This is a genomic window from Glutamicibacter halophytocola (assembly GCF_001302565.1).
Taxonomy (GTDB): Bacteria; Actinomycetota; Actinomycetes; order Actinomycetales; family Micrococcaceae; genus Glutamicibacter; species Glutamicibacter halophytocola.
On the sequence record NZ_CP012750.1, the window covers coordinates 1,094,112 to 1,119,213 of the forward strand.

The 25,102-nt window shown below is 60.6% G+C and carries 23 protein-coding genes; 17 read left to right on the forward strand and 6 right to left on the reverse strand.

What is annotated here, in order from left to right; translation table 11 throughout:
* The first annotated feature begins 191 nt into the window (after window positions 1–191).
* From rpsB to AOZ07_RS05155, 6 genes are all read left to right on the forward strand, one after another.
* Window positions 192–1,016 carry a 30S ribosomal protein S2 gene (gene rpsB, locus AOZ07_RS05130; RefSeq protein WP_060701016.1) on the forward strand — a complete coding sequence of 275 codons (825 nt, stop codon included), beginning with the start codon at window positions 192–194 and terminating at the stop codon, window positions 1,014–1,016.
* A gap of 145 nt (window positions 1,017–1,161) precedes the next feature.
* Entirely contained in the window at window positions 1,162–1,998 is an 837-nt protein-coding gene (tsf, locus tag AOZ07_RS05135; protein ID WP_060703309.1) for a translation elongation factor Ts, read from the forward strand.
* 204 nt (window positions 1,999–2,202) lie between these two features.
* On the forward strand, window positions 2,203–2,925 hold the full coding sequence (gene pyrH, locus AOZ07_RS05140) for a UMP kinase (RefSeq protein WP_060701017.1): 723 nt from the start codon (window positions 2,203–2,205) through the stop codon (window positions 2,923–2,925).
* Between the two features lie 78 nt (window positions 2,926–3,003).
* Window positions 3,004–3,561, forward strand: coding sequence for a ribosome recycling factor (gene frr, locus AOZ07_RS05145; RefSeq protein WP_060701018.1), 558 nt, complete (start codon window positions 3,004–3,006; stop codon window positions 3,559–3,561).
* Between the two features lie 74 nt (window positions 3,562–3,635).
* Window positions 3,636–4,832 carry a phosphatidate cytidylyltransferase gene (locus tag AOZ07_RS05150; RefSeq protein WP_084793366.1) on the forward strand — a complete coding sequence of 399 codons (1,197 nt, stop codon included), beginning with the start codon at window positions 3,636–3,638 and terminating at the stop codon, window positions 4,830–4,832.
* Window positions 4,833–4,956: 124 nt separating this feature from the next.
* Window positions 4,957–5,529, forward strand: coding sequence for a DivIVA domain-containing protein (locus tag AOZ07_RS05155; protein WP_060701019.1), 573 nt, complete (start codon window positions 4,957–4,959; stop codon window positions 5,527–5,529).
* 98 nt (window positions 5,530–5,627) lie between these two features.
* On the opposite strand, the gene AOZ07_RS05160 is transcribed toward AOZ07_RS05155, so the two are convergent.
* Window positions 5,628–6,131 carry a MarR family winged helix-turn-helix transcriptional regulator gene (locus tag AOZ07_RS05160; protein ID WP_060701020.1) on the reverse strand — a complete coding sequence of 168 codons (504 nt, stop codon included), beginning with the start codon at window positions 6,129–6,131 and terminating at the stop codon, window positions 5,628–5,630.
* A gap of 39 nt (window positions 6,132–6,170) precedes the next feature.
* On the opposite strand from AOZ07_RS05160, the gene AOZ07_RS05165 reads away from it, so the two are divergent.
* Entirely contained in the window at window positions 6,171–7,097 is a 927-nt protein-coding gene (locus AOZ07_RS05165) for an EamA family transporter (protein ID WP_236995272.1), read from the forward strand.
* On the opposite strand, the gene AOZ07_RS05170 is transcribed toward AOZ07_RS05165, so the two are convergent.
* The 4 genes from AOZ07_RS05170 to AOZ07_RS05185 are packed head-to-tail and all read right to left on the reverse strand — an operon-like array spanning window position 7,054 to window position 10,872.
* Entirely contained in the window at window positions 7,054–8,529 is a 1,476-nt protein-coding gene (locus tag AOZ07_RS05170) for a sodium/solute symporter (RefSeq protein WP_060701022.1), read from the reverse strand. The genes AOZ07_RS05165 and AOZ07_RS05170 overlap by 44 nt on opposite strands.
* Window positions 8,522–8,929 carry a hypothetical protein gene (locus AOZ07_RS05175; protein ID WP_060701023.1) on the reverse strand — a complete coding sequence of 136 codons (408 nt, stop codon included), beginning with the start codon at window positions 8,927–8,929 and terminating at the stop codon, window positions 8,522–8,524. The genes AOZ07_RS05170 and AOZ07_RS05175 overlap by 8 nt, the downstream gene beginning before the upstream one ends.
* A gap of 15 nt (window positions 8,930–8,944) precedes the next feature.
* Window positions 8,945–9,661: a LytR/AlgR family response regulator transcription factor gene (locus tag AOZ07_RS05180; protein ID WP_060701024.1), complete on the reverse strand. Its 717-nt coding sequence runs from the start codon at window positions 9,659–9,661 to the stop codon at window positions 8,945–8,947.
* Window positions 9,662–9,690: 29 nt separating this feature from the next.
* The gene (locus tag AOZ07_RS05185; protein ID WP_060701025.1) at window positions 9,691–10,872 is read right to left on the reverse strand and encodes a sensor histidine kinase; all 1,182 of its coding nucleotides are present in this window, start codon (window positions 10,870–10,872) and stop codon (window positions 9,691–9,693) included.
* A 195-nt stretch (window positions 10,873–11,067) separates the two neighbouring features.
* Here AOZ07_RS05185 and AOZ07_RS05190 point away from each other — a divergent pair, with 195 nt between their 5' ends.
* Window positions 11,068–11,412: a DUF485 domain-containing protein gene (locus AOZ07_RS05190; protein ID WP_060701026.1), complete on the forward strand. Its 345-nt coding sequence runs from the start codon at window positions 11,068–11,070 to the stop codon at window positions 11,410–11,412.
* Complete coding sequence (locus tag AOZ07_RS05195; RefSeq protein ID WP_060701027.1) at window positions 11,413–13,038, forward strand: solute symporter family protein; 1,626 nt, start codon at window positions 11,413–11,415, stop codon at window positions 13,036–13,038. It abuts the gene before it with no gap.
* A gap of 77 nt (window positions 13,039–13,115) precedes the next feature.
* Here the strand turns inward: AOZ07_RS05195 and AOZ07_RS05200 are convergent, their stop codons facing one another.
* On the reverse strand, window positions 13,116–13,592 hold the full coding sequence (locus tag AOZ07_RS05200; protein ID WP_060701028.1) for an Lrp/AsnC family transcriptional regulator: 477 nt from the start codon (window positions 13,590–13,592) through the stop codon (window positions 13,116–13,118).
* A 149-nt stretch (window positions 13,593–13,741) separates the two neighbouring features.
* On the opposite strand from AOZ07_RS05200, the gene pdhA reads away from it, so the two are divergent.
* The 8 genes from pdhA (at window position 13,742) to AOZ07_RS05245 (ending at window position 25,005) form a co-directional block, all read left to right on the forward strand.
* A complete protein-coding gene (gene pdhA, locus AOZ07_RS05205) occupies window positions 13,742–14,857 on the forward strand; it encodes a pyruvate dehydrogenase (acetyl-transferring) E1 component subunit alpha (RefSeq protein ID WP_060701029.1) in 1,116 nt (371 codons plus the stop codon).
* A gap of 14 nt (window positions 14,858–14,871) precedes the next feature.
* Window positions 14,872–15,861, forward strand: a complete 990-nt coding sequence (locus AOZ07_RS05210) for an alpha-ketoacid dehydrogenase subunit beta (protein ID WP_060703311.1) — start codon at window positions 14,872–14,874, stop codon at window positions 15,859–15,861.
* Complete coding sequence (locus AOZ07_RS05215) at window positions 15,861–17,165, forward strand: dihydrolipoamide acetyltransferase family protein (RefSeq protein ID WP_194943807.1); 1,305 nt, start codon at window positions 15,861–15,863, stop codon at window positions 17,163–17,165. The genes AOZ07_RS05210 and AOZ07_RS05215 overlap by 1 nt, the downstream gene beginning before the upstream one ends.
* A gap of 196 nt (window positions 17,166–17,361) precedes the next feature.
* A complete protein-coding gene (locus tag AOZ07_RS05220; RefSeq protein WP_060701031.1) occupies window positions 17,362–18,993 on the forward strand; it encodes a peptide ABC transporter substrate-binding protein in 1,632 nt (543 codons plus the stop codon).
* 190 nt (window positions 18,994–19,183) lie between these two features.
* Entirely contained in the window at window positions 19,184–20,110 is a 927-nt protein-coding gene (locus tag AOZ07_RS05225) for an ABC transporter permease (protein WP_060701032.1), read from the forward strand.
* On the forward strand, window positions 20,103–21,116 hold the full coding sequence (locus tag AOZ07_RS05230; RefSeq protein WP_084793141.1) for an ABC transporter permease: 1,014 nt from the start codon (window positions 20,103–20,105) through the stop codon (window positions 21,114–21,116). Before AOZ07_RS05225 ends, AOZ07_RS05230 begins: the two co-directional genes overlap by 8 nt.
* Window positions 21,117–21,119: 3 nt before the next feature.
* On the forward strand, window positions 21,120–22,763 hold the full coding sequence (locus tag AOZ07_RS05235) for an ABC transporter ATP-binding protein (protein WP_060701033.1): 1,644 nt from the start codon (window positions 21,120–21,122) through the stop codon (window positions 22,761–22,763).
* A 439-nt stretch (window positions 22,764–23,202) separates the two neighbouring features.
* The gene (locus AOZ07_RS05245; protein WP_060701035.1) at window positions 23,203–25,005 is read left to right on the forward strand and encodes an ABC transporter family substrate-binding protein; all 1,803 of its coding nucleotides are present in this window, start codon (window positions 23,203–23,205) and stop codon (window positions 25,003–25,005) included.
* Window positions 25,006–25,102: the final 97 nt, after the last annotated feature.

Here is a 25,102-nt window from a genome sequence, read left to right on the forward strand (position 1 = left end):
CAACTAGGGCTGTGGCCCGAGGTTCCAGTGGTCCGAGAGAATCGGTGGACTGACGGCGAGATGCCAAGCATCTTCGGCTCTCATACTAGGGCGGGTAACCACAATGGCTATCTGCATCAACCCGAACAAACAAGAGCAGTTACCGCGGGCGCACGTGTGCCCGGTCCGCCACTGCTGAAAGGAGTTGCGACATGCCAGTCGTAACCATGCGAGAGCTGCTTGACAGCGGCGTCCACTTCGGCCACCAGACCCGTCGCTGGAACCCAAAGATGAAGCGCTTCATCTTCACCGAGCGCAACGGCATCTACATCATCGACCTGCAGCAGTCGCTGTCGTTCATCGACCGCGCTTACGAGTTCGTGAAGCAGACTGTTGCTCACGGCGGCACCGTACTGTTCGTTGGTACCAAGAAGCAGGCTCAGGAATCCATTGCTGAGCAGGCTAACCGCGTTGGCCAGCCATACGTGAACCAGCGCTGGCTCGGCGGTATGCTGACCAACTTCCAGACCGTCTCCAAGCGCGTTCAGCGCATGAAGGAACTGGAAGAGATCAACTTCGAGGACGTTGCTGGCTCCGGTCACACCAAGAAGGAACTGCTGCTGCTCAAGCGCGAGCTGACCAAGCTGCAGAACAACCTCGGTGGTATCCGCAACTTGACCCGCACCCCTTCCGCTATCTGGATCGTTGACACCAAGAAGGAACACTTGGCTATCGACGAAGCCCAGAAGCTGGGCATCCCAGTTGTGGCCATCCTGGACACCAACTGCGATCCAGACGAGGTTACCTACCCAATCCCAGGCAACGACGACGCTATCCGCTCCGTCAACCTGCTGACCCGCGTTGTTGCTGACGCTGTGGCCGAAGGCCTCATCGCCAAGAACAACAAGGCTGCAGGCAAGACCGAGGGTGCCGCTGAGCCAATGGCTGAGTGGGAGCGCGAACTGCTTGAGGGCGAAAAGGCCAAGGCTGAGGCTCCTGCTGAGGAAGCTGCAACCGAGGCTGGCGAAGCCAAGTAGTCACCTGCGTGACTCTAGGAGTTTGCCTCGGGGCACTAGCGTGTTGATTGAGGCAAGCTCCGCCAAGTCTTGTGGGACGGGCCGGAGAACCGACCCGTCCCACAAGCAAATCAAACTTGAAACTCCTAGCTGAATGGGATTGCACGTGGCAAACTACACCGCTGCTGATATCAAGGCACTGCGCGAGCGCACTGGCGCCGGCATGATGGACGTTAAGAAGGCTCTGGACGAGGCCAACGGCGACGCCGAGAAGGCCATCGAGATCATTCGCGTCAAGGGCCTGAAGGGCGCTACCAAGCGCGAAGGCCGTTCGACCGCTGAAGGCCTGGTTGCTGCCAAGGTCGAAGGCAACGTCGGCGTCATGGTCGAGATCAACTGCGAGACCGACTTCGTCGCAAAGAACGAGAAGTTCATCGCTCTGGCTGCCAAGGTCCTGGATGCCGCTGTGGCTTCCGGCGCTGCAGATGCAGAAGCACTGCTGGCTTACGAGCTGGACGGCAAGACCATCGGCGACACCGTCATCGAAGAGGGCGCAATCCTCGGCGAGAAGATCGTTGTCCGCCGCGTTGCCCGCATCGAGGGTGCCAAGGTTGCCGCTTACCTGCACAAGACCAGCAAGGACCTGCCAGCGCAGGTTGGCGTTCTGATGGCTGTGGATGCAGACAGCGAAGCTGCTGCAACCGTTGCGCACGACGTTGCTGTGCACACCGCTGCAATGGCTCCAACCTACCTGTCCCGCGAAGAGGTTCCAGCAGATAAGGTCGCCGACGAGCGCCGTATCGCTGACGAAACCGCTCGCGCAGAGGGCAAGCCAGAAGCTGCCTTGGCCAAGATCGTTGAAGGCCGCCTGACCGGCTTCTTCAAGGAGATCGTCCTGGTTGACCAGGCTTTCGCCAAGGATGCCAAGAAGTCCGTTGCCAAGGTCTTCGAAGAAGCTGGCACCAAGCCAGTTGCTTTCGCTCGCTTCCGCGTCGGCGCCTAAGCTTTAAAGCTTCAGGCACTGAATAACACGCACTAAGCGGCACGCGCTCAGAGGAATCTGAGTGCCCAGGATCAAAGGGAGGTGGGCACCGAGAAATAACTCGGTGGCTCGCCTCCCTTTTCTTGAGCCCGGATCACAAGATAACTTGGGAACCGGGACGTACTACCCCCAGCTTGATTCCGACCTCCAGGAGTAAGACAACTTATGCCAGCCACCCCAGAAACCAAACGTCGTCGCGTCCTGCTCAAGCTCTCCGGTGAGGTGTTCGGCGGTGGCAAGGTCGGCGTTGACCCGGACACCGTGCGTGGCGTTGCCCAGCAGATCGCCCAGACCGTAGGCGAAGTAGAAGTAGCCATCGTTGTTGGCGGCGGCAACTTCTTCCGCGGCGCCGAGCTGTCAGCCGCAGGCATGGACCGCTCCCGCGCCGACTACATGGGCATGCTCGGCACGGTCATGAACTGCCTGGCCCTGCAGGACTTCCTGGAGCAGTGCGGCGTTGAAACCCGCGTGCAGTCGGCCATCGCCATGGCACAGGTTGCCGAGAACTACATTCCGCGCCGGGCCATCCGCCACATGGAGAAGGACCGCGTTGTCATCTTCGGTGCAGGCGCCGGCTTGCCTTACTTCTCCACCGATACCGTCGCCGCTCAGCGTGCGCTGGAAGTGGACGCCGACGAGGTGCTGATGGCAAAGTCGGGTGTTGACGGCGTATACACCGCCGACCCGAAGACCGATCCAACCGCAACCAAGCTGGACACCCTGACCTACAACGAGGCCCTGCTGAAGAACATCCGCGTGATGGACCAGACCGCCATGACCATGTGCCAGGACAACAAGCTGGACATGCTCGTCTTCGGCATGGAAGGCGAAGGAAACGTCGCCGCGGCTATTCGCGGCGAGCGGATCGGCACCACCGTCACCGTTTAATCGGTGATCGTGGCCTAGGATTGAAGTAGATTTAATTTCCCGTTGCGGAAGCACAGATGAAGTACTTGAGGAGTACCGGTGATTGAGGAAACGCTGGCGGAAACCGCCGAAAAGATGGAACGCACCATTGACGCCGCCAAGGAGGACTTCGCGACGATTCGTACCGGTCGCGCCCACCCGGGCATGTACTCGAAGGTCATGGTCGACTACTACGGTTCGCCAACCCCGCTGCAGCAGCTGGCATCCTTCGCTGTTCCCGAAGCACGCACCATCACCATCACCCCATTTGACGTCACCGCCATGCGTGAAATCGAAAAGGCGCTGGGCGATCCCGAGGTTGGTGCCAACCCTTCCTCCGACGGCAAGATGATCCGCGTGACCCTTCCGGTCTTGACCGAGGAACGCCGCAAGGAATACGTCAAGCTGGCCAAGGCCAAGGGCGAGGACGCACGAGTTGCGCTGCGCAACCACCGTCGCAAGGCCAAGGACGCCATCGACAAGCTGGTCAAGGATGGCGAAATCGGCGAAGACGAAGGCACCCGTGCAGAAAAGGACCTCGACGCGCTGACCAAGAAGCACGTTGATTCAGTCGACGAGATCGTGAAGAAAAAAGAAGCCGAGCTGCTGGACGTCTAATGCCAGGCTCGACAGAGAACACTGAGGGCAACGCTTCGGCGGTGCCCTCAGTGGCATCCGGTAATCTCCAGCCGATGACTCGGCGTGAGGCTCGTGCACTGCGTGAAGCCGAGGCCAAGGCCTTAAAGCGCGCTGGCAAGACCCGTCGCGACGCCGGCCAGGAGCTGGCCACGACCGGCGGCAACGAGCCTGCATCGGATTCGGCAGGAGCATCGAAGCCCGGCGTTGCCAAGCTCCAGCCCGCCGCTGTCACGGAGCATGAGGCCGAAGACAAGGCTCATGCCGCCCATGCCAAGCGGCGCGCCAGAATAGTTTTCGAAGCCGACTCGGTGCGCTCGAATCCGGCGCCGCCGCACAGCGATTCCGAGGACCTGGCTGAGACCGGCGAGCCCGATGCGCAAGAAGCGGCGATCCCGCCCGAGCTTTTGATCGGCAACCCGGAGCCCAAGGCCTCGCGCGCAGGACGCAACCTGCCGGCAGCTATCGGCGTGGGTGTGGTGCTGCTCGGTGTGGTGCTCGCGGGATTGTTCCTTTACGAGCCGCTGCTGGTCTTTGCGGTCGTTGCGCTCAGCGGCATCGGCTGCTGGGAAGTTGCCCGGGCCACGACCCACGCCAAAACCGCGGTTCCCCAGGTGCCGTTGTACCTGGCCTCGCTGCTGCTTCCGGTCAGCGCCGTGCTCGGTGATGTCGAGGCCCTGGGCTTCAGCTTTGTGGCCTGCATCCTCGTCGCCCTGCTCTTCAGGCTCATGGAGGGGCTCAAGGGCGCGGTCGCCTCGGTGATGAGCAGCGTCTTCATCATCAGCTGGATCCCGTTGCTCTTGTCCTTCGCGCTGCTGATGCTCGAAGGGGAGAACGGCCAGTGGCTGATTGCCACGATCCTGCTGCTGGCAGTGGCCAACGATACCTTCGGGTACATCGTGGGAGTGCTGATCGGCAAGCACCCGATGGCGCCGAAGATCTCGCCCAAGAAGTCCTGGGAGGGCTTTGGCGGCTCGATGGCCGGTTCCATGGCCATCGGCGCATGCGCCATGGTGTTCTGGCTCGACATGCCTTGGTGGACCGGTGTCATCCTGGCCTTGTTCACCACCATTGCGGCCACCACCGGCGACTTCGCGGAGTCGATGGTGAAGCGTGAATTGGGCATCAAGGACATGAGCAACCTGCTCCCGGGCCACGGCGGAATCATGGATCGATTGGATTCGGTGCTCTTCGTGATCCCCCTGGGATACCTGATTTCGCACCTGCTGGCCTGGAGCGTTGCGGTCTTGTGATCTGCCAACGGCACCGCCGCTGGTGTGGCCATTGAGCCAAGTGGGGCTCGAGCAAATAGAATGGATGGGGTGCCGCCGTCGGGCGGCACGCCACTGACATCTCTCTAGAGAAAAAGGAACTGTCGTGTCGCAGCAGCAAGATGCTCCGTTTTCCCGCGTACCGGATTCGGAATTCGGCTACAACGCAAAGCAGGTCGATGCGTTCCTCAGCCGGGCCCGGGCAACCTTTAACGACGGGGGAAACGACGACAGCGTGGTTACCAGCCACCTGATCCGCCGAACGACCTTCGCCCCGCAGAAGGGCGGCTACCAGGCCCGCGAAGTTGACGGTGCGCTGGATCGCCTCGAGGATGTTTTCGCCAAGCGGGAACGCGATGACCTCATCTCCCACCAGGGCGAGGAAGTCTGGCTGCAGCAGGTCGGGCGCCTGGCCGCTATTCTGCGAGGCCGGCTGCACCGTGCCAAGGGCGAGCGCTTCCGCCGCCCGTCGCGCACCAATGCCTCAAGCTACAACGTTGAAGATGTCGATCGGCTCTGCGACCAGCTCATCGACTACTTCGAAAATGATGTGCCGATGGCCGTGGATGCTGTGCGCCGCGTCGAGTTCCGCTCGGCCCAGGGCACCGATGGATACGAGGAGTCCCAGGTCGACGCCTTCCTCGATCGCGTGGTCGAGCTGATGGCTTCCATCGACTAGCGCGCCGCAAGGTTCGCTGGATTCTAGCCGCGAGGGCGGGCAGGAAATATTTCCTGCCCGCCCTTTGTGCGTGTGCCGCAGGCGCAACACCCTGCCGGTCAGCCTTGCGGCGGCTCGTAGTGCCTCAGCCAGCTCTTCAGGGCGCCTTCGAGCGCGGATTGCTCCGCGGCCGAAAGCTGGGCGATCAGGCGGGCCTCATTGGCCAGGTGGTCGGTCATCACCTCATCAATCTTCTTCTTGCCCTCGGGGCTTAGCGAGATGCGCCGCCGGCGCTGATCGCCATCCTCGCTGTGGCGCGAGACGTAGCCGGCCGAAACCAGCCGATCCAGCCGCTTGGTGGTGGCTCCCGAGGTGACCATGGTCTGGGCGGCCAGCTCGCCAGGTGCCAGCGAATAGGGCGCTCCGCTGCGGCGCAGGGTCGCCAGGACATCGAACTCGGCCTCGGTCAGCCCATGCTCTGCATACACGGCGCAGACTTCTTCCCGCAGGAAAATTGCCAGCCGATGCAGCCTGCCGATGATTCCCTGGGGCCGTGGATCCAGATCGGGGCGCTCGGCGGCCCACTGCTGCTGGATGCGTGCGACGTGGTCTAAATGCTCCATGCCTTTATTATAGTTTCCACGGAAGCTAATATAGTTTCCATGGAAACTAATTTAATGCCCGGGCGCGCTCTTCGCCTCCCGCTGGGCAGGCTGGCCCTCACCGCCATCGCCCCCGTCGCATGGGGATCAACCTACTACGTCACCCGGGAGTATCTGCCTGGCGATGCGGCACTATGGGGCGGGGTTTTCCGGGCGCTGCCCGCAGGTCTCATCCTGCTGCTGATCTGCCGCCGGCTTCCGCGAGGCAGCTGGTGGTGGAAATCCCTGGTGCTTGGCACCTTGAACATTGGCGCCTTCTTCGCACTGGTCTACGCGGTGGCGCAGCTGCTGCCCTCCAGCATTGCGGCAACCACCATGGCTGTTTCCGCAGGGGTGCTGATGCTCCTGGCCTGGCCGCTGCTGGGGGAGCGGCCCAAACGCTGGCCACTGATCGGAGCCGCATTGGGCTTTTTGGGCGTGGCCATCATGGTCTTCGACGGGCAAAGCAAAATCAGCATGCTCGGAATTCTCTTGTCGCTCACCGCCATGGGCATCTCGAGCGTGGGCTTCATCCTGGCCAAAAAATGGTCCAGCGGGCAGCCGATCGTGGATACCACCGCCTGGCAGCTGGTCGCCGGCGGGCTGCTGCTCCTGCCCTTCGCCTGGCTGATCCAGGGACCGCCGCCGGCCCTGGACAGGCAGGCGGTGCTGGGATTCGGCTACCTGAGCGTGGTTGCCACGGCGATAGCGTTCCTGGCCTGGTTCAGCGGCCTGCGCCATCTTCCTTCGGGCACGGTGGGGCTGCTGGGGCTGCTGAACCCGGTGGCCGGGGTGATCCTGGGAACCTTGCTCGCCGCCGAGAGCCTTGGCATCCAAAGCCTGGGCGGCATGGCCCTGGTGCTCAGCGGGGTGCTGCTGGGGCTGCTGGCCAATCGGGCCCAGCCTAGAACTTCGCCTCGCGATCGGGTACATGCAGCAACGCCATAACCCGGTCCACGTTGCCTGGAACCGCCCTTTGGGTGCCGCGCGAGACCGCGACCATCACGGCAAAGGCCAGCGGCACGCTCCACGCGGCCGGCTGGCGCAAGAGGTGGATCCACCAGTGATCCATCGCGGGCAGGAAGATCCCGATCGCCAGGGACGTGCCGCAGGTGATCGCCCCCACCAAAAGGCCCGCGATGGCGCCCCGGGCAGTGAGCGAACGCCACCAAATCCCCAGCAGCAGCAGCGGGCAGATCGTCGAGGCGGTGAAGGCGAAAACATTGCCGATGGCCCCGGCCAGGGCCAGCGAGCTGGTGAGCACCGCGATCAGCACAGGCAGGGCGGTGGCCAGCACCGTGGAAATCCGGAATCCGCGCACCGTTCCAGAGAAGAACTCCTGGGAGATCGCACCGGCCAGCGATACCACCAGGCCCGAGGTGGTGGACAGGAATGCGGCAAAGGCGCCGCCGACCACGATGGCGGTCAGCGCGTCGGCGAGGAAGCCGTCAAAGAGCCGGGCCGGCAAGAGCAAGATGGTGGCATCGGTTTCATTGCTGGCACCGAGCTCCGGGGTATACAAGATCCCCAGCACGCCCAAGGTGGTGGGCAAAAGGTAGAACACGGAGAGCAGGCAGAGCACGATCACCGTGGTGGTGCGCGCGGTCTGGCCGGTGGGGTTGGTGTAGAAGCGCACCAGCACATGGGGCAGGCCCAAGGTGCCGAAGAGCAGCGCGAGAATAATCGACACGGTCTCGTACAGGTTCATGGTCGTGACCGATTCCAGCTGCGCGAAAAGATTCTGGGCGCGTTCGCCGGCGGACTGTTCGGGGATGGCGCGCACCAAGAGGAAAATCGTTGGCACCACCAGGGCGGCGAGCTTGAACCAGTATTGGAAGGCCTGGACAAAGGTCACCGACCGCATGCCGCCCGAAAGCACCGTCACGCAGACGACCGCCGCCACCACGACCGGACCGACCCAGCCGGGAAGACCGGTGGCGATCGACAGGGTGAGCGCGGCCCCATGCATCTGCGGGACGATGTACAGCCAGCAGATCACCACCACGAGATAGGTGGTCAGCTTGCGCAGCACGGGGGAATTCTCGAAGCGTATCTGCGCAAAATCCGGGATCGTGTAGGCGCGGGAGCGGCGCAAGGGCGCGGCCACGAAGAGCAGCAGCATCAGGTAGCCGGCGGTGTAGCCGATCGGGAACCACAACCCGGATTGCCCCGAGAGCACGATGAGCCCGGCCACCCCGAGGAAGGAGGCCGCGGAGAGGTATTCGCCGCCAATGGCCGAGGCGTTCCACCACGGGCGCACGGTGCGCGAAGCCACGTAGAAGTCGGAGGTGGTGCGCGAGAGGCGCAGTCCATGAAAGGCGATCAGCATCGTGGCCAGGCAGACAACGACTAGCGCGGAAACAGAAAGCAGGCTATCCACGGCTGATGCTCCGGTAGCGCCGCTCGTTGCGTGCCGCCGCCCGGTTGTACAGCATGCCGGCGACAATGATCAGCGGGTACATGCCCACCCCCAAAACCCACCATGGCAGGGGAATGCTGAACAGCTGGATATTCGAGACCACCGGCCAGAGCACCAGCAGCGAGCAGATGCCCACCAGCAGGGCCAGAAGCCCGGCGGCCACCGCACAAGCCAGGCGCAACTGGGAACGGATCAGCTGGCGGACGTAGAACTCTTCGGCGGTATGCTCTGGGCGCTGGCTCGGGGGCGCCAGCGACGCGTCCTGCGGCGCTTGCACGCGCACGCGTTGCGGACGCTGCTGGGCAAAACGCCCGGGAGGCTCTGGGGGCCGGCGCTGCTGGCCGGCATCGGGGGAGTGCACTTGGGGCCCGGGTTCCTACAGCGGGCGAACGCGGTTGGCGGCCAGGCGCTCGCGCAGGTAGGGCAGGGCGCGCCGGGAAATTGGCAGTTCCGCGCCGTGGACGACCACGGCAGCCTTGCCGGTCTGCAGGCGGACCGTTTCGATTTTGTCCATGCACACCAAATAGGAGCGGTGGATGCGGACAAAGCCGGATTCTCCCCACTGCTGTTCCAGGTCGTTGAGCGGCACGCGGATCAGGTAGCTCGAATCCTGGGTGTGCAGCCGGGCGTAGTCGCCCTGGGCCTGCACGTAGGCGATATCGCTGCGCGGGATCAGCTTGGTGATGCCGCCCTGGTCGACGGTGATCATTTCCGGCTTGGCGGGGGTTTCTTCCACCAGCTCGCAGATGCGGCGCACGGATTCGGCCAGGCGCTGCGGGCGAATGGGCTTGAGCACGTAGTCGATGGCGGCCAGCTCGAAAGCCTGCAGGGCCTGGTCCTCGTCGGCGGTGACAAAAACAATCAGCGGCGGATGGGTGAAGCGGGAAATGACCCGGGCGATGTCCAGGCCGGAGAGCGCGGGCATGTGGATGTCCAGGAACAGCGCATCAACATCATTTTCTTCCAGCGCCTTCAGGGCCGCGGCCCCGGAAGTGGCCCGGTGGATTTTGCCAATCCGCGAATCTTGGCTCAGCAGAAAGGAGATCTCTTCTACTGCAGGGAGTTCATCATCGGCCACCACCACATTGATCATGCAAAAATTCTACCGTTTCCCCGGCTTGTCTAGATATCCGGGCCGCTGGTGTCTGGCGCGCGGAATTTGGGAACACGCAGGGTGATTAGCGTTCCGGCCCCCGGAGCGGTCTCGATCACCAGCCCGTTGGAGTTCCCGTAGAGCTGGCGCAGGCGCAGGTCGACATTGCGCAGCCCCACATGCATGGTGGTGGTGGTGCCCGCCAGGACGCTGGCCAGCTGCTCGGGATCCATGCCCATGCCATCATCCTCCACCGAAATCACCGCATGCAGGCCATCCTCGGTGGCGGTAATCGAGATGACGCCGCCATCGGGACGCGCCTCCAGGCCATGGCGCACCGCATTTTCCACCAGCGGCTGGAGGGCCAAAAAGGGAATCTGGGTCGGCAGCACCTCGGGCGCAATCTGCAAGGACACCTTGATGCGGTCGCCGAAGCGGGCCTTCTCCAGCAGCAGGTACCGGTCGATCGCTTCAAGCTCTTCGGCCACGGTGGTGAATTCCCCGCGGCGCCGGAAGGAGTAGCGGGTGAAATCGGCGAACTCGATCACCAATTCGCGGGCGCGGGCCGGGTCGGTATTGATGAAGGAGGCGATGGCGTTCAACGAGTTGTAGATGAAATGCGGGGAGATCTGCGCGCGAAGGGCCCGCATCTGGGCTTCGAGCAGCATCGCCTTGGACTCATCGAGCTGCGCGGTGGAGACCTGTGCGGAGACAAAAACCGCCACCTCGGATACCGCGCGCACAAAGCCCGCCCCGGCCCGCACGGACAGGGCCACCACGGTGCCCACGCTCTGGTCTCCCACGGTGATGGGCGCGGCCACGATATCCATTCCCGCCGAATGCCTGACCTGGGTTTTGCCGCTGGCCAGGGTGCTGGCCGACGCCTCGGAGGCGTCCTCTTCGAGCTGCGCGGTGAACTCGATCCCGGCATCTGCGGCCAGGGTCCGCGAGGTATCGCTGATCAGCAGCACCTGGCAGTTCAGCAGCCGGCGCAGTGCCTTGGCGCTCTTGGCCGCGCCTTCTTCGGTGAGCCCGCGCTCCAGGTGCGGGACCGCCACCGACATGTGGTGCAACGTCTTGTAGGTGGCTTCTTCGGCATCGGTGCCCATCTCCCGGGTCGAACGCGAGATCCTGAAACCGAAATAGCCGACGACGGCTATGCCAAGCACCACGATGGCCGCGATCAGGGTGGCTTGCAGCGCTGGGGACATGCTCCCATCTTAGGGCCCTGATTCGGGCCGACCGCTCAACGCCGCCCAGTGCGCCGTTGAGCGCAGAATTCGCCCCGTTGAGCCACGAGCCTCCGGATACCCCTAGTCGCGGAAGAATTCTTCGCCAATAGTGAACTTAGTCACGCAACAGATGTGTGCTCGATCACATCATTAACTCGCTCAAGGAGGGCATCAATGAGTGCCAACCCGGAACGCGACGTCACCGAAGACGTCGATTTTGTTACGGAGAGCCAATCCGGGGAATTCCAGGAGCTGCGCCGAACCCACCGCAGTTTCGTTTTCCCGATGGCCATCTTCTTCCTCGTCTGGTATTTCGCCTACGTCTTGCTGGCCGACTACTTCCATGACTTCATGTCGATCAAGGTTTTGGGCAATATCAACATGGGCATCCTCCTTGGGCTGCTGCAGTTTGTCTCGACCTTCCTGATTACCGCAGCCTACGTCAGCTTCTCCAACAAGAAGCTGGACCCGAAGGCCACCGCCATCCGCGAACGCCTAGAGCAAAAGGGAGTGAAATAAATGAATCAGCTCTCGATTGCGGCCCAGGCCGCCGCAGAGTCGACCCAGGTCGGCAACCCGCTGGTGAATATCGGCATCTTCATCGCCTTCGTGGGCATCACCCTGGTGATCGTGCTGCGTGCTTCGAAAAACAACAAGACCGCGGCCGACTACTATGCCGGTGGCCGTTCCTTCACCGGAACGCAGAACGGCACCGCCATCGCCGGCGACTACCTTTCGGCGGCATCCTTCCTCGGCATTGTCGGTGCCATCGCCATCAACGGCTATGACGGCTTCCTCTACTCCATTGGCTTCCTGGTCGCCTGGCTGGTGGCCCTGCTGCTGGTCGCCGAGCTGCTGCGCAATACCGGCAAGTTCACCATGGCCGACGTGCTTTCCTTCCGGCTCAAGCAGCGCCCGGTGCGCATCGCCGCGGCCATTTCCACCCTGGCAGTCTGCGTGTTCTACCTGCTGGCGCAGATGGCGGGTGCCGGCGCGCTGGTGTCGCTGCTGCTGGGCATTGACGAGAAGCTCGGCCAGTCGCTGGTGATCGTGATCGTCGGCGCGCTGATGATCCTCTACGTGCTGGTCGGCGGCATGAAGGGCACCACCTGGGTGCAGATCATCAAGGCTTGCCTGCTGATCGCCGGTGCGCTGATCATGACCGTCTGGACCCTGGCGATCTTCGGCTTCAACTTCTCCGAACTGCTGGGCAAGGCCGCCGAGGTGGCCGGCAACCCGGAGATCCTGAATCCCGGCCAGAAGTACGGCAAGTCCGAAACCTCCAAGCTGGACTTCATCTCGCTGGCCCTGGCCCTGGTGCTGGGCACCGCCGGCCTGCCCCACGTGCTGATGCGCTTCTACACGGTGCCCACCGCCAAGGAAGCCCGCAAGTCGGTGGTCTGGGCGATCTGGCTGATCGGCGCCTTCTACCTGTTCACCCTGGTGCTGGGCTTCGGCGCCGGCGCGCTGATCGGCCCGGAGAAGATCACCGCCGCACCGGGCGGGGTGAACTCGGCTGCTCCGCTGCTGGCCTATGAATTGGGCGGCACCGTGTTGCTGGGGCTGATCTCGGCGGTGGCCTTCGCAACCATCCTCGCGGTGGTCGCCGGCCTGACCATCACCGCAGCGGCATCCTTCGCCCACGACGTGTACGCTTCGGTGATCGCCAAGGGCAAGTCCACTCCCGAGAAGGAAATGAAGGTGGCCCGGCGCACCGTGCTGGTGATCGGCGTCTTCGCCATCGCCGGCGGCATCGGCGCCCAGGGCCAGAATGTGGCCTTCCTGGTGGCACTGGCCTTCGCGGTCGCCGCCTCGGCCAACCTGCCAACCATCCTGTACTCGCTGTTCTGGAAGGGCTTCAAGACCCGCGGTGCCGTCTGGTCGATGTACGGCGGCTTGGGCTCCGCGCTGCTTCTGATCATCTTCTCGCCGGTGTTCTCCGGATCGGAGACCGCGATGATCCCGAGCATCGACATGTCGATCTTCCCGCTGGCCAACCCGGGCATCGTTTCGATTCCGCTGGCCTTCTTCCTGGGCTGGTTGGGCTCGGTGACCGATCGGGGCACCGAGGATGCAGCCAAGCAGGCAGAAATGGAAGTCCGCTCGCTGACCGGGGTCGGTGCGGAAAAGGCCGTCGACCACTAGGGGCGGCAGGCAAGAACTGAAGAGGCAAAGCCTTGGGGACCAGCTACCGTTGGTCCCCAGGGCTTTGCCATTGGCTTTTACTGGGCGGGGGATTTCAGCGAATGCCGCAGCAGGGCGGTGGTCCGGTAGGGGACCAGTTGTGCCATGGCCAGCGCTGAATCCGCGCGGTTCACCCCATCGATATGCAAGAGCTGGCCGTGGACCCTGAAGAGCTGCTCGGCATCCTTGGCTGCCACGCGCACCAGAATATCGGCATTGCCGGTCAGCCCGTGGGCTTCGAGGACTTCGGGGATGGCGGCCAGCTTGGCCGAGATTTCTTCGAGGTATCGCTGGTCAACGTGAAGCTCGATAAATGACAGCAGCCCGTAGCCCAGGGCGGCTGGCGGAATCCGGCGGTCCGGGGATTCCAGGATTTCGTTCTCCAATCGGGTCATCCGCGATTGCACCGTATTGCGCCCCAGGTTCAGGGCCGTGGCGATGGCCGAGCCGGTGCGTTTTTTAGCGCTGGCCATGGCGAGCAGGATTCGCCGGTCTGTGATGTCCAAGAGGTGCATAATGAGCACGTTAGCACTGGATCGAGGGTATAAATAGGGCGTTTTGCGCTAATTTTCGAATCACCATTGTGCGTCTTGCGTTGCGTGAGTAGCATCACATTAAGCGGGGTTCGACGAAGAATTCTGCCACAGACTACGTGAGAGTAAGGATGCCGATCGTGTCCACACAGCACATGGACGTAGCCGCTGGAAGCCTACCAACGCACCAGCTGCTGAACGTCGACGGGAAACGAATTCCGGACGAAGAACTTGACCACTATCTCAAGGACCTCAAGGAAGCGGACCTTGCAGATTTTCTGCGCGACATGGTCGTGCTTCGGCGCATGGACAATGAGGCCACCGCCCTGCAGCGCCAGGGGCAATTGGGCCTCTGGGCGCCATTGCTTGGCCAGGAGGCCGCGCAAATCGGATCGGTGCGGGCTACCGAAGACGATGATTTCATTTTCCCTTCCTATCGCGAGCATGGGGTGGCGTGGGCCAGGGGAGTCCAGGCCGAGGACCTGCTCAGCGTTTGGCGCGGAGCCCAGGCCAGCGGCTGGGATCCGAATGAAGTGAATATCGCCTGCCAGCAAATTGTCATCGGTTCGCAGGCCCTGCATGCGGCCGGCTATGGCATGGGCATCAAATTCGATGGAGGCGAGCAAGTCTCCGTGGCCTACTTTGGCGATGGCGCCACCAGCCAGGGCGACGTTAATGAGGCGATGGTTTTTGCGGCCAGCTACCAGGCACCGGTCCTGTTCTTCTGCCAGAACAACCAGTGGGCGATCTCGGAACCGGTGGCACTGCAAAGCCGCACCCATATCGCTGACCGGGCCCACGGCTTCGGGCTGAAGACCTGGCGGGTTGATGGCAACGACATCCTCGCAGTGTACGCGGCAACCAAGGCGGCCCTGGCCCACGCCCGGCACGGCCTGGGGCCAACGTTCATCGAAGCTGTCACCTACCGCATGGGTTCGCACACCACCGCCGATGACCCCACCCGCTACCGCAAGGCCGAGCAGCTCGAAGAATGGAAAGCCAAGGACCCGATCGACCGCTTGGTGAAATACCTGCACGAAATGGGCGCCGATGTGCAGTCCTATGAGCAGCGCGCCCAGAACGCGGCCGATGACATGGCCGCCAAGCTGCGTGCCGCGATCACCACGATGGAAGATCCGAAGGTGGAAGAACTGTTCTCCAACGTTTATGCCCAGCCGCACGAACCCACCGAGCGGGCAGCGAAGAACTACCTCGATTACCTGGCCGACTTCGAGGGTGGTGAATAGCCGTGGCTACCACCATGCTCAAAGCGCTGAACAAGTCGCTGCATGATGCCCTGAGCGAGGACGAGAAGGTCATCCTGCTTGGTGAAGACATCGGAACACTTGGCGGAGTCTTCCGCGTGACCGACGGGCTGAAGGCCGAATTCGGGGAGCATCGAGTCGTCGATACCCCGCTGGCCGAATCAGGAATCGTCGGCACGGCCATCGGCCTGGCCTATCGCGGCTACCGCCCGGTGGTCGAGATCCAATTTGATGGATTCACCTATCCCGCTTTTGACCAGCTGGTCTCGCAGCTGGCCAAGTTGCACTACCGGTCCCGCGGGCGGGTGAAGATGCCGGTGACCGTCCGCATCCCGTACGGCGGTGGCATCGGTTCTCCGGAGCACCATTCCGAGTCGCCAGAAGCCTACTTCGCGCACACCGCCGGGCTTCGCGTGTTTGCACCCTCCAGCGTTGAAGATGCTTACGCGATGCTGCGCCAGGCGATCACCTGCGATGACCCGGTGATTTTCTTTGAGCCAAAGCGCCGTTACCACGAGAAGACCGAGGCGGAACTGGGCGTCGTTCAGCCCGATGCCTCGCCTAAGGCGAAGATCATCCGCTCCGGTACTGATGTCACCATGGTCGGCTATGGCCCAACCACCTACACGCTGATCGATGCGGCCCTGGCTGCCGAAGATGAAGGCATCAGCCTGGAGGTCATTGATCTGCGCAGCCTGGACCCGCTGGATATCGACACTGTCGCGCAGTCGGTGCAGCGCACCGGGAAGCTCGTCGTGGTCCATGAGGCCAGCCGCACCAGCGGTTTGGGCGCGGAAATATGTGCCGAGATCACCGAGCGCTGCTTCGACTACTTGGAACATGCGCCGCTGCGCGTGACAGGGTTCGATGTTCCCTATCCGCCCTCACGGCTTGAAAGCCACCATTTACCCGACCTGGATCGAGTGATGCACGCGGTGGATACCGTGATGCGACACCATGAGGCAAGCGAAGGAGCTGCCCAGTGATGACGGATCAAACTTTTAAGCTTCCGGATCTTGGCGAGGGGCTGACCGAATCCGAGGTGTTGAACTGGAAAATCAAGGTCGGCGAGCATGTGGCGCTGAACCAGGTGATCGCCGAGGTGGAAACTGCCAAGGCTGTAGTTGAACTGCCTTCGCCTTATGCCGGGGTAGTCCAGCAGATTCATGCCGCCCAAGGCCAGGTCGTCCAGGTTGGCGGCCCGCTGGTCACCTTTGGCGGTGATGAGCCAGCGCAGGGAAAAGATCCAGCACCGCAACCCGGCGCGGGGGAGCGCACGCCTACTCTCGTCGGCTATGGCGCACCGGCGGCAACTGGAGCCCGGCCCCAGCGAAAGTCCCGCTCGGTGCGCGCCTCGGGTGCAGCTGTGGTCGAACACCATGACGAACAGCGCCAGGCGGTGACCCGATGCACTCCGCCGGTCCGCAAGCTCGCCCGTGATCACGGTGTGGATATTTCGACGCTCACCGGCAGCGGCGAAGACGGGCTAGTGCTACGCCGCGATGTCCAGCAGGCGATTGATGCCGGGAATGGGCCAACGGCCGCAGCGTCACCTGCCGCACCTGTTGCCCCGGTCCAGCCGGGCGGCATAGGGGACAAGCATGTAAAGATCACTGCGGTGCGTCGTGCCACAGCCAAGGCGATGGTGCAGTCGGCCTTTACCGCCCCGCATGCCACCGAATTCTTGACTGTGGATGTCACGGAATCCATGGCCCTGGTTGAGCGGTTGCGTTCCCATCCCCTGTTGAAGGACATCAAGCTGAATATCACGACGCTGGCGGCCCTGGTCGTGACCCGCTTGTTGCGTACCTATCCAGCGTTGAATTCAACGTGGGACGAGAAAGCCGACGAAATTATCGAATTCGGTTCGGTGAATTTGGGAATGGCGGTAGCTACTGACCGGGGTCTGCTGGTTCCCGTGGTGAAAAATGCCCAGGACTTGCCGCTGCCTCAATTGGCCACGGCGTTGAGCGGGATTATTGCCCAGGGGCGTGCCGGAACTCTTGCTCCTGCCCAGTTGTCGGGCGGCACCTTCTCAATCACGAACGTCGGTGTTTTTGGCGTGGATGCTGGAACGCCAATCCTGCCGCCTGGGCAGGCCGGGATCTTGGCCCTGGGCCAGGTGAAGCGGCGCCCTTGGGAGTACCAGGATGGAGTAGCTCTTCGCCATACCATGACTTTGGCTTTGTCATTTGACCACAGAGTCGTTGACGGCAAAGAAGCAAGCGAGTTCCTCGCAGGTGTCGGTTCGGTTTTGGAGGACCCAGGATTGATGAATATTTTTATTTGAGAAACCAGAGATTTTGACTAGCTAAGAATAATTTTGAACGAATGACAAAATGGATTTCAAGCATTGCTTTCATGAATATTCATTGGTTGTTTCGCAATATTTGATGTAATCTCATTCACTACGTGCTACAGCTCACGCTTGCCTGCACGGCTCTGCGAAATGCAGAAGCAGCAACCTTATGTTGAGGAGAAATAGGATGCGATACTCGCACGCATCTAAGGCTGTCGTTCTATCAGCAGCCTTGGCACTGACCCTGTCGGCTTGTGGCGGCGGTTCGGATGATTCCGCAGGCGGCGAAGCAGACGGCTCGTACGTCGTCACCGCAAACACCACCGAACCACAAAACGGCCTACTGCCGGCCAACACCAACGAAGTTGGTGGCGGTCGCGTTATGGACCTGCTCTTCACGGGCCTGGTCAGCTATGACGCAAAGGGCGCTCCGGTCAATGAACTCGCAGAGTCCATCGAGACCAAGGATTCCCAGAACTACACCATCAAGATCAAGTCGGGCCAGACTTTCTCCGATGGATCCCCAGTAACCGCTGCTTCGTTCGTGGATGCCTGGAACTTCGGTGCCGCAGCCAAGAACGCTCAGCTGAACTCCTACTTCTTCGAGTCCATCAAGGGCTTCGACAAGGTCAACGCCGAGAAGTCCAAGGAAGACAAGATGGAAGGCCTGAAGGTTGTTGATGACACCACCTTCACCGTCGAGCTTTCCCAGCCGGAATCCGACTTCCCGCTGCGTCTGGGCTACACCGCCTTCATGCCGTTGCCAGAGGCAGCCTTCGAGGATCCCAAGGCCTTCGGCGAAAAGCCAGTTGGCAATGGTCCGTACAAGCTGACCGAATGGAACCACGACGTCAACCTGAAGATGGACGTCAACGAGAAGTACGACGGCCCACGCAAGGCTGCGAACGGCGGCATCGACTTCAAGGTCTACCAGTCCACCGACTCGGCTTACCAGGACCTGGTTTCCGGCAACCTGGATGTGCTGGACCAGATTCCACCGAGCCAGCTTGCTTCCTACCAGTCTGACCTGGGCGACCGCTCGGTCAACTCGCCATACGCTGGTAACGCGACCATCACCATTCCCGGCTACCTGGATCACTTCAAGCAGGACGAAGAGGGCAACCTTCGCCGTGCAGCGATCTCGCGTGCAATTGACCGCCAGCTGATCATCGACAAGGTGTACCAGGGCGGCAAGGTTATCGCCAAGGACTTCACCGCTCCAGTGCTCGAAGGCTACGACGACAAGCTGCCTGGCAGCGAAGTCCTCGAATTCGACGATGCCGAAGCCAAGAAGCTCTGGGCTGACGCTGACAAGATCAGCAAGTGGGACGCTGACAAGGAATTCTCCATCGGCTACAACGTTGATGGCGCCGGCAACAAGGAATTCGTTGAGGCAATTGTCAACCAGCTGAAGAACAACCTTGGCATCAACGCAACCGCAAAGTCGTTCAGCTCCTTCAAGGAACTGCGCGCCAAGGTTACCGCCTACACCATGACCGGTGCCTTCCGCACGGGCTGGCAGGCCGACTACCCATCGCTCTACAACTTCCTGGGCCCGCTGTTTGGCACTGGTGCAGGTTCGAACGATGGCAAGTACTCCAGCAAGGAATTTGACGAGTCGCTGGCCAAGGGCCTTGCTGCAACCGACCCAGCTGAGGGCGCAAAGATCTTCAACGAATCCCAGGAGATCCTGTTCAAGGATCTTCCTGCCATCCCGCTGTGGTACCAAGCAGTCCAGGGTGGTTGGAGCGAGAACGTCGCCAACGTTGAGTTCGGTTGGAACGGCGTTCCGATCTACAACGAAATCACTGGTAAGTAAGTAATTTCAGCATTCGGACTGTTCAAGTCCGAAATTGGCTGAAAGGCATGTCAAGGGAGACCCAAGGTACAAAGGGTCTCCCTTTGGCATGTTTGATCTGCCTCCCAAAAATAAACGTCGAGATACTTATCGACGGGAAGAGGGAAATAATGGCCAAGTGCCGTCCAGCATCTCGAGGTGAGGTGCACGCATGTTAAGTTTCATGCTCAAGAGAATTGCCCAGCTGATCCCGGTATTTATCGGTGCAACACTGCTGGTGTACTTCTTGGTTTTTGCCACGCCCGGTGATCCTATCGCCGCGCTCTCCGGTGGCAAGCCGATGTCCGATGCGACTCGTGCAGCCCTCGAAGCCCAATACAATTTGGACAAGCCATTCTGGGTTCAGTATGGCCTGTACCTGAAGAACCTGGTGACCTTCGATCTTGGAACCTCGTTCTCCGGTCAGGAAGTCAGCGCCCTGCTGGGCCGCGCCTTCCCAGTCACCGCACGCCTTGCGATTCTGGCCCTGCTGATTGAAGGCATTTTCGGCATCATCTTCGGTGTCATCGCTGGTATGCGCAAGGGCAAGTGGTTCGACTCGACCATTCTGGTTGCTTCGCTGATCGTGATCGCTGTGCCAACCTTCGTGCTCGGCTTCGTTCTGCAGTTCGTTGTTGGCGTGAAACTGGAATGGGCCAAGCCCACCGTTTCCGGCGCGGCAACCTGGGGCGAACTCTTCTTGCCGGCCCTCGTGCTAGGCCTGGTTTCGCTGGCCTACGTGGTCCGCTTGACCCGAACCTCGGTCATTGAGAACAAAACTGCCGATTTTGTGCGAACCGCCACTGCCAAGGGCTTGAGCCGCAATCGCGTTGTCACCGTGCACATCCTTCGCAACTCGCTGATTCCTGTCGTGACATTCCTCGGAGCGGACCTCGGCTCGCTGATGGGTGGCGCAATTGTCACCGAAGGCATTTTCAACGTGCCCGGTGTTGGACACCTGCTGTACCAGGCAATTCAGAAGGGCGAAACCCCGACCGTTGTCGCCATCGTCGGTGTTCTGGTGATCGTCTTCGTCGTCGCCAACCTGATCGTGGATATGCTGTACGCACTGCTTGACCCAAGGATCCGTTATGCCTGAGAACCAGAATTTTAATCCGGAAGACGGCCTGCCCATCAGCAAGGTCCGCGCCGGCAAAGTTTCCAAGTACAAGATCGAGCATTTTGTCGCTCCCTTGGACGAGACGCCGCTGCAGGCCGTCGACTCCGTCAAGGAAACCGGCAAGCCGCTGTCCATGTGGGCCGAGGCTTGGCGTTCACTGCGCAAGCAGCCGCTGTTCATCATTTCCGCGATCCTGATTCTTGCGATCATTGTCGTCGCGGCTTTCCCGCAGCTGTTCAGCTCCCAGGACCCAACCTATTGCGCCCTTGAAAACTCGAATGAACCTGGCCGGGCCGGGCATATCATGGGCTTCAACCTCCAGGGCTGCGATATCTATTCACGCGTCATCTACGGCACGCGCGCATCGCTGCTGGTTGGCATCTTCACCACTCTGATCGTTGTCATCGTCGGCGGCGCGCTGGGTGCGCTGGCCGGCTTCTATGGCGGATGGATTGATGCCGTTCTGGCACGTTTGGGCGATATCTTCTTCGCGCTGCCACTGATCCTCGGAGCCATCATCGTGATGCAGCTTCCTGCATTCCGAGACTACCGAAGCGTGTGGACCGTTATTATCACGCTGGCGATTTTCGGCTGGCCGCAGCTGGCTCGAATTACCCGTGGTGCTGTGATCGAAGCGCGGAGCGCCGATTATGTGAAAGCATCGCGCGCTTTGGGGCTGTCCAAGTTCAATTCGCTGCTCAAGCACGTTATTCCAAACTCGCTGGCACCGATCATTGTTGTGGCGACCGTGAACCTGGGCGTGTACATCGTTGCCGAAGCGACGCTGTCCTTCCTCGGTGTCGGATTGCCTGGCAACGTGATGAGCTGGGGCAACGATATTTCATCCGCGCAGACCCAGCTTCGCAATAACCCGATGATGCTGATGTGGCCTGCCCTGTTCCTGTCGGTGACAGTCTTGAGCTTCATCATGCTCGGCGATGCAGTGCGAGACGCACTGGATCCCAAGGCCCGGAAGGGAGCCTAGACGATGACTGAAACTGCAACACCGAAGCCGTTGCTGGAAATCAAGGACTTGGCGATTACCTTCTCCACTCCTGATGGACCAGTACACGCTGTGCGCGATGCAAACTTCACCGTGATGCCAGGGGAGACCGTGGCCATTGTGGGCGAGTCCGGTTCCGGCAAGTCAACCTCGGCACTGGCCGCTATCGGTCTGCTGGCCGGCAACGGTTCGGTTTCTTCAGGCCAGATCCTGTTCGATGGCGAGGACATTTCGCACGCCAGCGAAAAACGATTCGTTGAACTGCGCGGCAATCACATTGGCATGGTTCCCCAAGATCCAATGTCCAACTTGAACCCGGTGTGGAAGATTGGCTTCCAGGTTAAGGAAACTCTGAAGGCCAACGGCCTTGCGGGGGATAACCCCAAAGAACGCGTCGCCCAGGTCCTGGCTGATGCAGGCTTGCCCAACCCGGAGGTTCGCGCAGGACAATACCCGCACGAGTTCTCCGGTGGCATGCGCCAGCGTGCACTGATCGCTATTGGACTGGCATGCCGTCCGCGCCTGCTGATTGCCGATGAGCCCACCAGTGCCTTGGACGTAACCGTCCAGCAGCAGATTCTGGATCATCTGGATACGATGACCACCGAGCTGGGCACCGCGGTCCTGTTGATCACCCATGACCTCGGGCTTGCTGCCGAGCGCGCGGAAAAAGTTGTAGTGATGTACAAGGGTCGCGTCGTTGAATACGGCCCGGCGCTGGATATCCTGCGCAACCCGCAGCATCCATACACCAAACGGCTGATCAACTCTGCTCCGTCCTTGTCTGCACAGCGTGGCGACAAGCATGAGGCCATTGTTGACCAAATCGTTCCGGGCCGGGCCGAGCCCCTGCTGAAGGTGAGCAACCTGACCAAGGTCTATGACATCCGCAAGGGCTTCGGCAAGAAGGACAAGTTCACCGCGGTGGACAACGTATCCTTCGAAATTCCGAAGGGCACCACGACGGCAGTGGTGGGCGAATCCGGTTCCGGAAAGTCCACCATCGCCCAGATGGTGCTGAATCTCTTGGACAAGACCGAGGGTGAGATCGTCTTCGACGGCGAACAGATCGGGAATTTGAGCGAAAAGAAATTGTTCAAGTACCGTCGCCGCGTGCAGCCGATCTTCCAGGATCCTTATGGTTCGCTAGATCCGATGTATTCTATTTATCGAACGATCGAGGAGCCTCTGCGAATCCACGGGATTGGCAACAGCGCGTCGCGCCAGAAGAAGGTCAAGGAACTGCTGGAGCAGGTATCCATGCCGGCTTCGACCATGCACAGATTCCCGAATGAGCTCTCCGGTGGCCAGCGCCAGCGTATTGCCATCGCCCGTGCACTGGCTTTGCAGCCTGAGATGATCGTCTGCGACGAGGCAGTATCTGCGTTGGACGTCTTGGTCCAGGCGCAGGTCCTGGAGCTTCTGGATGAACTGCAGCGGGATATGGGACTGACCTACCTGTTCATCACCCATGACCTGGCAGTAGTTCGCCAGATCGCGGACAATGTCTGCGTGATGGAACATGGAAAGATCGTCGAGCAGGGAACTGCCGACGAGATTTTCAATGCTCCCAAGAGCGAATACACCCGCAACCTGCTGGGTGCGATTCCAGGTGCTTCCCTGATCTAGCCAGATTCACAGAACGCCTTGATGGGCCGTCGAAACCGGAAGGTTTCGACGGCCCATTTTCGTTTTCGGGAACTTCAGGCTTCGTCATATTCAACGAATATTTCAGATTTTTTCAAACTGAAGCAAACGTTGCAAAACTGTTATAAAACCATCCTTGAAACATAGTCGTAACGCACGCGTTCTGATTGATTTTTCCCAATCTGAAAGAAACCCTTGAAATCTCGCGGATGTGGCGCGCGTCGCATCAACTCGTCGGTAACAAGCTCGTTGCAAATGGCTCTCAAGAACAGTTCAAGCGGGGAGATGTGAAACGAGTCTTTCTCTATCCAAGCCAGAAAATTCGGGTTAGTGTATTCCTCAATGGATCGGTCATGTGATTTGGTCCACAAGGAATCACACCGATTCACAACTCGTATCATCACGATCTCAAGGAGGCGAAATGCGGTTTCAGCGCGTTTCGAAAGCAGTAGTTGCGGGCGCTGCCCTGGCATTGGCACTGTCTGCATGTGCCCCAGGTGGAAGCAATTCCGACAGCAATACTTCGCAAAGTGAAGGATCGGGCAACGGTTCAGCTGAAGCAGTCAACAGCGGCAAGGCTGATCTCGGCGATGTCACCACCAAGGACGGCACCATCAACGTGACCGTTGGCGCACCGGAGTTCATCAGCTACAACGGCTTCACTCCAAACACCTACTCCACTTACAACTCGTCCATTGTGGACCGCATGTTCGCTGGCTTTAGCTACTTCGGCACCGATGGCACGCTGTACCAGAACGAAGCCCTGGGCAGCTACGAAAAGGTCAGCGAAGACCCACTGACGATCAAGTACACGATCAATGAGGACGCCAAGTGGTCGGACGGAACACCAATCACCGTCGCAGACTCGGTTCTGGCATGGGCAGTACAGAATCTGAACCTCAACGAAGGTTCCAAGGACAAGCCGCTGTTCAACTCCGTATCAGTTGACTTGGGTGACACCGTTCCAGAGGGCCCACAGGGCGATTGGGATGGCAAGGAATTCACAGTTGAGTTTGCTGAGTCGGACCCGGACTGGGCGCTGCAGTCATGGATGCTCCAGCCCGCTCACGTTGTCGCCACGGAAGGCGGCCTGAGCACGGAGGAATTCGTCAAGGCTGTACGCGACGGCGATTCTGACAAGCTGAAGAAGGCAGCGAAGTTCTGGAACGAAGGCTGGGTGACTGATCCGGGCAAGCTTCCAGATGAGAAGATCAGCCCAGTTTCTGGCCCCTACAAGTTGGGTAGCTGGAAGGCCGGAGAATCGGTGACTTTGGTAGCCAATGAAAACTACTATGGCACCCCTCCTGCAACAAAGGAATTGACTTTCCGATTCCTCGAAGATGCAGGCATGGTACAGGCATTGCAGAACAAGGACGTTGACGTCATTAACCCGCAGCCAACGGTTGATACCTTGGCCCAGCTGGAGAATTTGGGTTCGGCCATCAACATCCAAAAGGGTGACACCCTGACCTGGGAACACCTGGACTTCAACTTCGCCGAAGGCAACGCCATGACCAATCTGGAACTACGCAAGGCCTTCGCCATGTGTGTTCCACGCCAGCAGATCGTTGACAACCTGATTAAGCCGCTGAACCCGGACGCCATCGTGATGAACGCTCGCGAAGTCTTCCCGTTCCAGGATAACTACCAGGAAGTAGTTGATTCGGCCTATGACGGACGTTACGATCAGGTCGACATCGAAGGCGCCAAAAAGATCCTCGAAGAGCAAGATGCCGTCGGCACCGAGATCCGCATTGGCTACTCGGCACCGAACGAGCGCCGCGCCAACGAAGTCGCCGCCATCAAGTCCTCTTGCGACGAAGCTGGATTCAAGATCTCCGATGAAGGCTCCGCTGACTTCTTCTCGCCTAACGGCGCTCAGGATCGAGGCGACTACGAAGTAGCACTGTTCGCATGGGCTGGTTCGGGACAGATCAGCTCCGGCGAGAACATCTACGCAACGGGTAAGCCGCAGAACTTCGGCAAGTACTCGAACAAGGAAGTAGACGCAGCCTGGGACACCTTGACTAATTCGCTGGATCCAGCGGTCCACGCAGAGCAGACCAAGAAGATCGAGAAGCTGCTGTGGGATGACCTCTTTGGCATTCCAGTCTTCGCGCACCCTGGGCTGAGCGCTTCGGGTTCAGATATTCAAAATGTCCGCCATACCGCAACGCAGGACCAGATCGTCTGGAACGCGGAGCAGTGGGCACGTGCCGAGTAATCGCCCCTAGGCGAAAAGTTGCTCAACGTGAGTGATCACTTGCGGGGCCCGATCAAGAGTCGGGCCCCGCAGTGTGTTCATTGGCCCCGAATCTACA

Coding starts and splice junctions, on each gene's coding strand:
- pdhA (WP_060701029.1), top strand. CDS start 13,742: ATGCCGATCGTGTCCACACAGCACATGGACGTAGCCGCTGGAAGCCTA.
- AOZ07_RS05190 (WP_060701026.1), top strand. CDS start 11,068: ATGAGTGCCAACCCGGAACGCGACGTCACCGAAGACGTCGATTTTGTT.
- AOZ07_RS05220 (WP_060701031.1), top strand. CDS start 17,362: ATGCGATACTCGCACGCATCTAAGGCTGTCGTTCTATCAGCAGCCTTG.
- AOZ07_RS05200 (WP_060701028.1), bottom strand. CDS start 13,592: ATGCACCTCTTGGACATCACAGACCGGCGAATCCTGCTCGCCATGGCC.
- AOZ07_RS05215 (WP_194943807.1), top strand. CDS start 15,861: ATGACGGATCAAACTTTTAAGCTTCCGGATCTTGGCGAGGGGCTGACC.
- AOZ07_RS05185 (WP_060701025.1), bottom strand. CDS start 10,872: ATGTCCCCAGCGCTGCAAGCCACCCTGATCGCGGCCATCGTGGTGCTT.
- rpsB (WP_060701016.1), top strand. CDS start 192: ATGCCAGTCGTAACCATGCGAGAGCTGCTTGACAGCGGCGTCCACTTC.
- AOZ07_RS05160 (WP_060701020.1), bottom strand. CDS start 6,131: ATGGAGCATTTAGACCACGTCGCACGCATCCAGCAGCAGTGGGCCGCC.
- AOZ07_RS05230 (WP_084793141.1), top strand. CDS start 20,103: ATGCCTGAGAACCAGAATTTTAATCCGGAAGACGGCCTGCCCATCAGC.
- AOZ07_RS05210 (WP_060703311.1), top strand. CDS start 14,872: ATGCTCAAAGCGCTGAACAAGTCGCTGCATGATGCCCTGAGCGAGGAC.
- AOZ07_RS05180 (WP_060701024.1), bottom strand. CDS start 9,661: ATGATCAATGTGGTGGTGGCCGATGATGAACTCCCTGCAGTAGAAGAG.
- AOZ07_RS05225 (WP_060701032.1), top strand. CDS start 19,184: ATGTTAAGTTTCATGCTCAAGAGAATTGCCCAGCTGATCCCGGTATTT.
- pyrH (WP_060701017.1), top strand. CDS start 2,203: ATGCCAGCCACCCCAGAAACCAAACGTCGTCGCGTCCTGCTCAAGCTC.
- AOZ07_RS05245 (WP_060701035.1), top strand. CDS start 23,203: ATGCGGTTTCAGCGCGTTTCGAAAGCAGTAGTTGCGGGCGCTGCCCTG.
- AOZ07_RS05150 (WP_084793366.1), top strand. CDS start 3,636: ATGACTCGGCGTGAGGCTCGTGCACTGCGTGAAGCCGAGGCCAAGGCC.
- AOZ07_RS05165 (WP_236995272.1), top strand. CDS start 6,171: ATGGAAACTAATTTAATGCCCGGGCGCGCTCTTCGCCTCCCGCTGGGC.
- AOZ07_RS05195 (WP_060701027.1), top strand. CDS start 11,413: ATGAATCAGCTCTCGATTGCGGCCCAGGCCGCCGCAGAGTCGACCCAG.
- AOZ07_RS05235 (WP_060701033.1), top strand. CDS start 21,120: ATGACTGAAACTGCAACACCGAAGCCGTTGCTGGAAATCAAGGACTTG.